The organism is Nocardia sp. NPDC003979 (assembly GCF_053605015.1).
Genome location: NZ_JBSGIJ010000005.1, coordinates 457,888 through 467,769 on the forward strand (window position 1 = coordinate 457,888; position 9,882 = coordinate 467,769).

Consider the following 9,882-nt stretch of genomic DNA (forward strand, 5'->3'; position numbering starts at 1 on the left):
TGGGCCGGTCGACGGCCGATGTGTCACTGTGGACAGGTGAATCCGAAGTTGTGGGCGGTCAGCGATGTGCACGTGGGGCACCAGGGCAACAAGCCGATCGTCGAGCAGATCCGGCCCGACTCGCCGGAGGACTGGCTGATCGTCGCCGGTGACGTGGGGGAGAAGGCCGAGGAGGTGCGGTGGGCGCTCGAGTTGCTGCGCGCCCGCTTCGCCAAGGTGATCTGGGTGCCGGGCAACCACGAACTGTGGACCACACCGAAAGACCCGGTGCAGATGCACGGCGCTGCCCGCTACGACTACCTGGTGGCGATGTGCCGTGACCTCGATGTCCTCACCCCGGAGGATCCGTTCCCGGTGTGGAACGGGCCGGGTGCGGAGAAGTTCGGCGGCAGCGTCACGCTCGCCCCGATGTTCCTGCTCTACGACTACTCGTGGCGGCCCGCCGGAACCAGCACCAAGGCCGAGGCGCTCGCGGTGGCACGGGAACGCAATGTGGTCGCCACCGACGAATTCCTGCTCCACCCGGACCCTTACCTCACCCGCGACGCCTGGTGCCACGCCCGCGTGCAGTACACCCAGCGTCGGCTCGACGCCCTGGCGCCGGACACCCCGCTGGTGATGATCAATCACTTCCCGCTGGTCCGCCAGCCCACCGACATCCTCTTCTACCCCGAGTTCTCCCTGTGGTGCGGCACCGACCTCACCGCCGACTGGCACACCAGCTACAACGTGGTCTGCTCGGTGTACGGCCACCTCCACATCCCGCGCACCACCCATTACGACGGTGTCCGCTTCGAAGAGGTGTCGCTCGGCTACCCGCGCGAATGGAAGCGCCGCGGTATGCCCGACCCCCTGCTGCGCCAGATCCTGCCCGAACCGGTCTACGCCGAAGGCGACCTCAACGCCTGGGGCGGCCACTTCACCGTCACCCCGGAAATGGAAGCGGCGGCGGAGGAGATGCGCGCGAAGGCGGATCGGCGCCGAGGCATCTGAACCAGGCCGGGCGGTCCTCCAGCACGCACCGATTAGGCTGTTCTCCGATGATTGAGAAACTGTTGCCGTCGGGGGTTGCTACCTCGGAACTGCTGGCGTACCCGGAGGACCTGAAGGCGCATCCCGCCGAAGAGCACCTCATCGCGAAGTCGGTGGAGAAGCGCCGTCGAGATTTCATCGGTGCCCGGCACTGCGCACGAGTGGCGCTCGAGGAACTCGGTGAGCCGCCGGTCGCGATCGGCAAGGGTGAACGCGGTATGCCGCTGTTCCCGCGCGGTGTCGTCGGCAGCCTCACCCATTGCGACGGGTACCGTGCCGCCGCCCTCGCGCACGCGCTGCGGTTCCGTTCGGTCGGTATCGACGCCGAGCCGCACGGTCCGCTGCCCGAGGGCGTGCTCGATTCGGTGAGCCTGCCCGCCGAACGTGAGTGGCTCGCGGGCACACCCGATGACGGGCTGCACCTGGACCGGTTGCTGTTCTGCGCCAAGGAGGCGACCTACAAGGCGTGGTTCCCGCTGACCCTGCGCTGGCTCGGTTTCGAGGACGCCCACATCACCTTCGAGATCGATTCCCGGACAGCCGATTCCGCCACCGGGACGTTCCACACCAAGCTGCTCGTCCCCGGTCTCACCACCGACGGCGGAATCCCGCTGACCACGTTCGACGGACGTTGGATGATCGCCGACGGGCTGATCCTGACCGCGATCGCGCACGGCTGATGGCGGCGCGTACTCCGGCCGTCGACCCGCTCGGCGGGTTGGTGATCGTGGACAAGGACGGCGGCTGGACCAGCCACGACGTGGTGGCGCGCAGCCGGAAACTGTTGCGCACCAAGAAGGTCGGCCATGCGGGCACCCTCGACCCGATGGCGACCGGGGTGCTGGTGCTCGGCGTCGAGCGGGCGACGAAACTGCTCGGCCAGCTGATCCTCACCTCCAAGGCGTACACCGCGACGATCCGCCTCGGCCAGTCGACGATCACCGACGACGCCGAAGGCGAGGTGGTCGCGACGACACCCGCACTGCACGTCACCGACGCCGACATCGCCGCGGGGGTCGCCGCGCTCACCGGCGACATCCAGCAGGTGCCGGCGACCGTCAGCGCCATCAAGATCGACGGCGAACGCGCCTACGCCCGCGCCCGTGCGGGCGAGGACGTACAACTGGCCGCCCGCCCGGTGACCGTCTCCCGCTTCGACGTCCTCGCCCGTCGCGAATCCGGCGACTTCGTCGACCTCGACGTGGAGGTCGACTGCTCCTCGGGCACCTACATCCGCGCCCTCGCCCGCGACCTCGGCGCCGCCCTCGGCGTCGGCGGCCACCTCACCGCGTTGCGCCGCACCAGGGTCGGCCCCTTCACCCTCGAACACGCCCGCACCCTGGACGAACTGGCCGCCGCGGCCGAAGCGGAGCAACCATTGCTCAGCCTCGATATCGACACCGCCGTCCGCACCGCCTTCCCGCACCGCGACATCGACGAAGCCCAGGCGAACGACCTGCGCAACGGCCGCTGGCTCGACCCCGTCGGCATCAAGGGCGTCTACGCGGCTATCGACCCCACCGGCCGGGCCATCGCCCTCCTCGAGGAGAGCGGCAAACGCGCCGCCTCGGTCATGGTCGTCCGCCCCCAGGGGATCGGCGACTGACTTCGGCGCTGTCGTCGCAGATGGGTCAGCGATCGGGCTCGCCGGTGGAGTCCAGGTCGATCCGGATGGTGAGCAGGTTCGTACCGAGCAGGCGAACCATCGCACTGTTGATCCGGGGCAATTGCCGCAGCCGGGCGCGCGCGTCGTCGTCGGGGAGCGGTCGAGCTGTCCCCGTGTACCAGCGGGATCGTAGTTGGAGGCGTACACGGGGGTCGGCATCGATATTGCGGACGTAGGCCGAGTCGCGTCCGTGATCACTGACCATCCAGAACGTCGAGCCGGCGATTCTGGATGCCGTGCCTGCTCTGCTTGCCGCCGCCGACGGCACCGACATCACCATGACCGAGATCGCCGCCGCGGCAGGTGTCGGCAAGCAGACGATCTACCGTTGGTGGCCCTCTCGCGGGGTGCTGCTGCTCGACGCACTGAGCGCGTGGGCGGGCGCCGAAGTCCGCGAACCGTCCGGTGAAACCTGCTGGAGAACCTCGACACGTTTCTGCGAGCGACCTTCCTCGCCGCGTCGACGCCACCCGCTCACCATCTGCTGTGCGCGATTCTTGCCGACGCACGACGTGATCCGGAGACGTCCCGGCTGCTCGCGGGCTTCGCCGAGACCCGCCGCGCCGCCTTGCGCCGTATCTTCGACCGTGCCCGCGATCGCGGCGAACTCGCCGACGGTACCGATACGGAACTTCTGATCGATCAGGCATTCGGAGTGCTCTGGTACCGCTTGGGTGTGCGCCGCGCGCCGCTGACGGCTGAACTGGCAGCCCAGCTCGCTGCCACCTTGGCCGAATGCGCCGCTGATTAATTCTGCGGGATCGCACGGTCGTTCGGAGCTCCGACTGCGTCATAGTCTTGCGCCGCAGGGCCTCGGTGACTGATTTCGGCTGTGTCATGGCCTCTGGACGACGGCTAACAGGTCGACGACCTCGCTCGATAGCCTCGGTATATAGCCGACGGCGTCGTAGAGGTGGACCATGGGTGCGGTACGGAAAGCCTGGATCGGCATTGTCGCCGGGGCGATGGTCCTGCTTGCCGGATGTGCGTCCGACGAGCCTCGGGTGGTGAATTCTTCGCGCGTGCCGTCCACTCTGGCCCAACCGCCGGTGGCGACGCCGCCCGATGCGGCGATCACCGTGGGTCCGATCGAGGCGACGACGGGGTTGTCCGCCACGCGTACCACCGCTGCTCGGCCGAGTCCGCCGCCGACACCGGCGACGGGAACCATCGTGCTGCGCACCGAAACAGTGTCGGGTGTCGCGGTTCCTGATGTGCCGGTGCACCTTTCGCGTCAGGAACCGTGTAACCCGGCGGGCCACGACATCCCGGTAGGCGAGACCACCGAGACCCAGCGGCTCGACGCCGTGACCGACGGCGACGGCCGGGCCGTCTTCACCGTGCCCGTCGGCTGCTACTACTTCGGCCTGACCGCCCCCGCCGGGACGAATCCCGTTCCGGAGGGCATGCATTCGGCCTTCCTCACCACCGCCGGCTCAACCGTCGACGGCCTGCTGCGCTTCCAGGACACCGCGGGCCCCTGCCACCCCGACGGCATCTCCGCCGACCTCGGCATGCTCGACAACGCCGCCGTCATCGACTGCGACGGAACCTGGGCCGTCATCCGCTTCGCCACCCCCGGCGACAACCAGCGCATCATCCGCCGCGTCGACGGCACCTGGACAACCTACGTCCTGTTCCCCCACGAAACCTGCTGGGCCACCGCCGAATCCGACGGCGTCCCGGCCCGGCTCCACCCCTACTTCACCTGCTGATCAGGCGGTCAACCAGATGGCTTCGGCCGCAAGGGTTCCTAGTTCGGTGGGGGAGTCGGCGGTGGCGATGCGGACGGCGATGGTGCCGGCGAAGTCGCGGCGTTCGGCTACCTCGATGGGGGTGTCGAGCGCGATGCCGACGGAGTCGAAGTAGCGCAACATCTCGGGGTCGGAGTCGGAGATGCGGGCGACGCGGCCGGATTCGCCCGCGGCGAAGTCGCTGAGGCGGCGGGCCGGGGGTGTGGGGACGGCGCCGTCGACCGAGGGGATGGGGTCGCCGTGCGGATCACGGTCGGGGTGGCCGAGTTTCGCGTCGATGCGCGACACCAGCAGTTCCGACACCGCGTGCTCGAGGACCTCGGCCTCGTCGTGCACCTCGTCCCAGCCGTAGCCGAGCTCGTTCACCAGGAAGGTCTCGATGAGGCGGTGACGGCGCACCATGGCCACGGCGGCGCGACGGCCGTGGTCGGTCAACGTGATCGCGCCGTAGCGGGCGTGCTCGACCAGGCCCTGGTCGGCGAGCTTGCGCACCGCCTCCGACACGGTGGAGGCCGACACGCCGATGCGCTCGGCGAGCAGCTTGGTGGACACCTTCTCCTGCGACCACTCCTGCGCGGTCCAGATGACCTTCAGATAGTCCTGTGCCACCGCCGACAGCTCGGGCGCGATCGTAGCGGTGACCTCGAGTCCGGCCTCTCGTTTACCTGGCACGTTGTCAATGTTAGGCATCCCTGGCCCGAATCACACATCGGCGAACCGGCCACGATCGCATCACACCGGAATTCTGTTCGCGCACCGCTTTGCGTAGGCTTCGCTCTGTGCAGAGATGGCGAAGTCTCGACGACGTGCCCGCGGACTGGGGACGTTGCGTCCTCACGATCGGCGTGTTCGACGGGGTACATCGTGGACACGCGCAGCTCATCAGCCGTGCGGTGGCCGCGGCGAAAAAGCGTGGCGTGCCCGCGGTCCTGATGACGTTCGACCCGCACCCGATGGAAGTGGTGCGCCCCGGTTCGCATCCGGCCCAGCTCACCACCCTCACCCGGCGGGCGGAACTGGCCGAGGAACTCGGCATCGACGTGTTCTGCGTGATGCCGTTCACCCAGGAATTCATGAAGCTCACCCCCTCCGGTTACGTGCACGACCTGCTCGTGGAGCGGTTGCACGTCACCGAGGTCGTGGTCGGCGACAACTTCACTTTCGGCAAGAAGGCCGCGGGCACCGTCGACACCATGCGTGAGCTCGGTGCGCGTTTCGGTTTCGAGGTCGACGGGGTGACCCTGCTCGGTGAGCACGCCGTCACCTTCTCCTCCACCTACATCCGCGCCTGCGTCGACGCGGGCGACATGGCCGCGGCCGCCGAGGCGCTCGGCCGCCCGCACCGCGTGGAGGGCGTGGTCGTGCACGGCGACGGTCGTGGACGTGGACTCGGTTTCCCGACCGCCAACGTCGCCCCGCCGATGCACGCCGCGATTCCCGCCGACGGCGTGTACGCGGGCTGGTTCACCGTGCTCGGTGCCGGTCCGACGATCGGCACGGTCGAGGCGGGCGAGCGGGCGATGGCGGCGATCTCGGTGGGCACCAACCCCACCTTCTCCGGGCGCTCGCGCACGGTCGAGGCCTATGTCCTCGACGGTGAGGCCGATCTGTACGGCCAGCACGTGGCGGTCGACTTCGTCGAACAGTTGCGCGGGATGCGCAAGTTCGAGTCCATCGACGAGCTGGTCGAGGCCATGGGCCGCGACGTCGAGGCTGCCCGCAAGGTGCTCACCGCCGCCGAGGTCTGACCGCGACCAGGCCGCTTCCGCTGGTCAGGTAAAGGCCGGATTTAACATGGCCCGGTCGGTCACGTAAAGTGGCTCCTCGGGTTTGCTGCGGTCCGCGGTGGCGCCCATCCCGGGTGACCGGACATTCGAGCGCGGAACTGAAAAATAGGAGTCGAGCCACATGGCGCTGACCACTGAGCAGAAGTCGGCCATCCTGGCCGAGTACGGCCTGCACGAGAAGGACACCGGTTCGCCGGAGGCGCAGATCGCGCTGCTGTCGAAGCGGATCTCGGACCTGACCGAGCACCTCAAGCAGCACAAGCACGATCACCACACCCGCCACGGCCTGCTGGCCCTGATCGGTCGTCGTCGTCGCCTGTCGAAGTACCTGCAGGCCAAGGACATCAACCGCTACCGTTCGCTCATCGAGCGTCTCGGCCTGCGCCGCTGATCTGCTACGACACGCCTCCACGCTGAGGCGGTCGGCGAGTAGCCAACAGGAAGAAGTACACTTCTTTCTGTTGGCTATTCGTGTATTCGGAGACCATGGGGTTTCCGGGTGCACTACAACATGTGACAGCCGTATGCATCCGTCCACGTGGCGTCGGTCTTCGGTAGTGGCCTTTCGGCAGGCGATGTTCTACCGCCGTCGGGCTTCGATCGATGATCGCCTCCGCGTCGCCCCCTTTGTGGAGTGTTTCAGCCAAGGGGATACGGCCGGGTGCTGCGCGTGACAGCCAGGAGGGTTGTCGCGTGTCCGTGTCCGGTACGGCTGACGAAAAGCTGGCTCGCGCCCATCAGGCGAGTACGCCTGGCATCGGCCGCGCGAACCGGCGAGACGAGAGGTCGAGAGAGAAATATGACGCAGACAACTGAACGTGCATCGACTGCGGTCGAGGTAGAGCCCGGTGTTTTCGAATCGGTCGCGCTGATCGACAACGGTAGCTTCGGCACCCGCACCATCCGCTTCGAGACCGGCCGTCTGGCCAAGCAGGCCGCCGGCTCCGTCGTCGCCTACCTGGACGACGAGACCATGCTGCTGTCGGCGACCACCGCCGGTAAGCACCCCAAGGACCAGTTCGACTTCTTCCCGCTGACGGTGGACGTCGAAGAGCGCATGTACGCCGCGGGCCGCATCCCCGGCTCGTTCTTCCGTCGCGAGGGCCGTCCCTCCACCGACGCGATCCTGACCTGCCGCCTGATCGACCGCCCGCTGCGCCCGACCTTCATCGACGGTCTGCGCAACGAGATCCAGGTCGTGGTCACCGTGCTGAGCCTGGACCCGCAGGATCTCTACGACGTGCTGGCCATCAACGGCGCCTCGGCGTCCACCCAGCTGTCGGGCATCCCGTTCTCGGGTCCGATCGGTGGCGTGCGCGTGGCCCTGATCAGCGGCCAGTGGGTGGCGTTCCCGACCGTCGAGCAGCTCGAGGGCGCCGTGTTCGACATGGTCGTCGCGGGCCGTGTCACCGACACCGGTGATGTCGCCATCATGATGGTCGAGGCCGAGGCCACCGACAAGGTGATCGACCTGATCGCCGACGGTGCCCAGGCGCCGACCGAGGCCGTGGTCGCCGAGGGTCTGGAAGCCGCCAAGCCGTTCATCGCGCGCCTGGTCCGCGCCCAGGCCGACCTGGCCGCGCTGGCCGCCAAGCCCACCCAGGAGTTCCCGCTCTTCCCGCCGTACGGCCCCGACGTGTTCGAGGCGGTCGAGGGCACCTCCAAGGTCGAGCTGAACCAGGCGCTGAGCATCGCCGACAAGCAGGCTCGCGAAGCCAAGATCGATGAGATCAAGGTCGAGGTGCTGTCGCGTCTCGGTGAGGACTTCGCCGGTCGCGAGAAGGAGCTGGGTGCCGCGTTCCGCTCGGTCACCAAGAAGCTGGTCCGCCAGCGCATCCTGACCGACGGCTTCCGCATCGACGGTCGCGGCCTGGCCGACATCCGTGAGCTGTCCGCCGAGGTCGACGTGATCCCGCGCGCCCACGGTTCGGCGCTGTTCGAGCGTGGCGAGACCCAGATCATGGGCGTCACCACCCTCGACATGGTGAAGATGGCTCAGCAGGTCGACTCGCTCGGCCCGGAGACCTCCAAGCGCTACATGCACCACTACAACTTCCCGCCGTTCTCCACCGGCGAGACTGGTCGCGTCGGTTCGCCGAAGCGTCGCGAGATCGGTCACGGCGCCCTGGCCGAGCGCGCGCTGATGCCGGTGCTGCCCTCGCAGGAGGAGTTCCCCTACGCCATCCGTCAGGTCTCGGAGGCACTGGGCTCCAACGGCTCCACCTCGATGGGTTCGGTGTGTGCCTCGACCCTGTCGCTGCTCAACGCCGGTGTGCCGCTGAAGGCGCCGGTCGCGGGTATCGCCATGGGCCTGGTGTCGGACACCATCACCAACGACCAGGGTGTCGACGAGGTCCGCTACGTGGCCCTCACCGACATCCTCGGCGCCGAGGATGCCTTCGGCGACATGGACTTCAAGGTCGCCGGTACCCGTGACTTCGTCACCGCCCTGCAGCTCGACACCAAGCTCGACGGCATCCCCTCGCAGGTGCTGGCCGGTGCGCTGAACCAGGCGCACGACGCCCGCACCACCATCCTGGACGTGATGGCCGAGGCCATCGCCACCCCGGACGAGATGAGCCCGTACGCCCCGCGCGTCACCGCGATCAAGATCCCGGTCGACAAGATCGGTGAGGTCATCGGCCCCAAGGGCAAGATGATCAACCAGATCACCGAGGAAACCGGCGCCAACATCTCCATCGAGGATGACGGCACCGTGTTCGTCGGTGCGACCGACGGGCCGTCGGCCCAGGCCGCGATCGACATGATCAACGCCATCGCCAACCCGCAGCTGCCCAAGGTGGGCGAGCGCTTCCTGGGCACGGTCGTCAAGACCACCGCCTTCGGCGCGTTCGTCTCGCTGCTGCCGGGCCGCGACGGTCTGGTGCACATCTCCAAGCTGGGCAACGGCAAGCGCGTGGCCAAGGTCGAGGACGTGGTCAACGTCGGCGACAAGCTGCGCGTGGAGATCGCCGATATCGACAACCGCGGCAAGATCTCGCTGGTCCCGGTCGAGGACGAGGCCGCCGCGCCCGCCGAGTCGGCCGACACCGAGGACGCCGCCGCCGAGTAACTCTCAGGCACCGCGTAAGCCCCCCGCCGAGCACGATGGCGGGGGGCTTCGTCGTGTTCGAGGTGTAGTGGCGTGAATCACTCGGATGCAACGGTGATGCAACGTTGGCTCACCTAGTGTGTCCTGACACAGTACGACTCTGTGGCGGCAGCAGTGACGTAGCCCGTGGGTGCACCGGGCGGTCGGCTGTCGGTTCGGCGTGTGCGGCCGGGTTGCCCGGCGCCGCCGCATTCCGGTGAATTACTCCCGAGTACGAGATTTTGACGGAATCTGGTCCGGTTTATTATCGAAACGAATACGCTTCAGTCGTCTACGGGCGCGTGTGTCGGGTGTCGGGGTTGACGATGGAGGTCGGGAGATAACCGAGTCATTGCTGGTTGTGTGGCGACGAGCCGGAATGTCGCGATCGTGTCATAGCCGATCGCACTGAATTCCGGTGTGAGCGGGCGGATTTCGGGCAGGGTGCCCGGGGTTGGCCGTCCGCGCGCCGATCCCCGACCCGGTGCGAGCCGGGGGAGTTCCGAGATTTTTTCGCGGCTGCGTGGCGTTACCCGCGGCCGGTAGATGGAA

The 9,882-nt window shown here is 67.7% G+C and carries 10 protein-coding genes; 8 read left to right on the forward strand and 2 right to left on the reverse strand.

Translation table 11 applies throughout. The features are described 5' to 3' along the window. Positions 1–36 precede the first annotated feature (36 nt). From ACWEVR_RS14460 to truB, 3 genes are read left to right on the forward strand one after another with little or no spacing between them, the layout of a single operon-like run. Positions 37–993, forward strand: a complete 957-nt coding sequence (locus ACWEVR_RS14460; RefSeq protein WP_157104763.1) for a metallophosphoesterase family protein — start codon at positions 37–39, stop codon at positions 991–993. 47 nt (positions 994–1,040) lie between these two features. Continuing rightward, positions 1,041–1,712 carry a 4'-phosphopantetheinyl transferase Npt gene (gene npt / locus ACWEVR_RS14465; RefSeq protein ID WP_452467318.1) on the forward strand — a complete coding sequence of 224 codons (672 nt, stop codon included), beginning with the start codon at positions 1,041–1,043 and terminating at the stop codon, positions 1,710–1,712. Then, positions 1,712–2,638, forward strand: a complete 927-nt coding sequence (gene truB, locus ACWEVR_RS14470; RefSeq protein WP_067636421.1) for a tRNA pseudouridine(55) synthase TruB — start codon at positions 1,712–1,714, stop codon at positions 2,636–2,638. The genes npt and truB overlap by 1 nt, the downstream gene beginning before the upstream one ends. Positions 2,639–2,663: 25 nt before the next feature. Here truB and ACWEVR_RS14475 read toward each other — a convergent pair whose 3' ends face one another. After that, positions 2,664–2,972, reverse strand: a complete 309-nt coding sequence (locus tag ACWEVR_RS14475) for a nitroreductase/quinone reductase family protein (protein ID WP_452467319.1) — start codon at positions 2,970–2,972, stop codon at positions 2,664–2,666. A gap of 141 nt (positions 2,973–3,113) precedes the next feature. Between ACWEVR_RS14475 and ACWEVR_RS14480 the strand changes: the two genes are divergently transcribed. Next, positions 3,114–3,449, forward strand: a complete 336-nt coding sequence (locus tag ACWEVR_RS14480) for a TetR-like C-terminal domain-containing protein (protein WP_452467388.1) — start codon at positions 3,114–3,116, stop codon at positions 3,447–3,449. Positions 3,450–3,618: 169 nt separating this feature from the next. Continuing rightward, positions 3,619–4,413, forward strand: coding sequence for a hypothetical protein (locus ACWEVR_RS14485; RefSeq protein WP_452467320.1), 795 nt, complete (start codon positions 3,619–3,621; stop codon positions 4,411–4,413). On the opposite strand, the gene ACWEVR_RS14490 is transcribed toward ACWEVR_RS14485, so the two are convergent. Then, the gene (locus ACWEVR_RS14490; protein ID WP_067636417.1) at positions 4,414–5,142 is read right to left on the reverse strand and encodes a metal-dependent transcriptional regulator; all 729 of its coding nucleotides are present in this window, start codon (positions 5,140–5,142) and stop codon (positions 4,414–4,416) included. An 89-nt stretch (positions 5,143–5,231) separates the two neighbouring features. Between ACWEVR_RS14490 and ACWEVR_RS14495 the strand changes: the two genes are divergently transcribed. From ACWEVR_RS14495 to ACWEVR_RS14505, 3 genes are all read left to right on the forward strand, one after another. Then, positions 5,232–6,200: a bifunctional riboflavin kinase/FAD synthetase gene (locus tag ACWEVR_RS14495; RefSeq protein ID WP_452467321.1), complete on the forward strand. Its 969-nt coding sequence runs from the start codon at positions 5,232–5,234 to the stop codon at positions 6,198–6,200. Positions 6,201–6,360: 160 nt separating this feature from the next. Next, a complete protein-coding gene (gene rpsO / locus ACWEVR_RS14500) occupies positions 6,361–6,630 on the forward strand; it encodes a 30S ribosomal protein S15 (protein WP_067492627.1) in 270 nt (89 codons plus the stop codon). A 408-nt stretch (positions 6,631–7,038) separates the two neighbouring features. Continuing rightward, positions 7,039–9,312 (forward strand): polyribonucleotide nucleotidyltransferase, encoded by a 2,274-nt coding sequence (locus tag ACWEVR_RS14505; protein WP_452467322.1) that lies wholly within the window; start codon positions 7,039–7,041, stop codon positions 9,310–9,312. The last annotated feature ends 570 nt before the right edge of the window (positions 9,313–9,882 follow it).

Bases quoted from the DNA above. Each gene is read 5' to 3' on its own strand.
- npt (WP_452467318.1), top strand. From the start codon at position 1,041: ATGATTGAGAAACTGTTGCCGTCGGGGGTTGCTACCTCGGAACTGCTG.
- truB (WP_067636421.1), top strand. From the start codon at position 1,712: ATGGCGGCGCGTACTCCGGCCGTCGACCCGCTCGGCGGGTTGGTGATC.
- ACWEVR_RS14475 (WP_452467319.1), bottom strand. From the start codon at position 2,972: ATGTCGGTGCCGTCGGCGGCGGCAAGCAGAGCAGGCACGGCATCCAGA.
- ACWEVR_RS14485 (WP_452467320.1), top strand. From the start codon at position 3,619: ATGGGTGCGGTACGGAAAGCCTGGATCGGCATTGTCGCCGGGGCGATG.
- ACWEVR_RS14490 (WP_067636417.1), bottom strand. From the start codon at position 5,142: ATGCCTAACATTGACAACGTGCCAGGTAAACGAGAGGCCGGACTCGAG.
- rpsO (WP_067492627.1), top strand. From the start codon at position 6,361: ATGGCGCTGACCACTGAGCAGAAGTCGGCCATCCTGGCCGAGTACGGC.
- ACWEVR_RS14505 (WP_452467322.1), top strand. From the start codon at position 7,039: ATGACGCAGACAACTGAACGTGCATCGACTGCGGTCGAGGTAGAGCCC.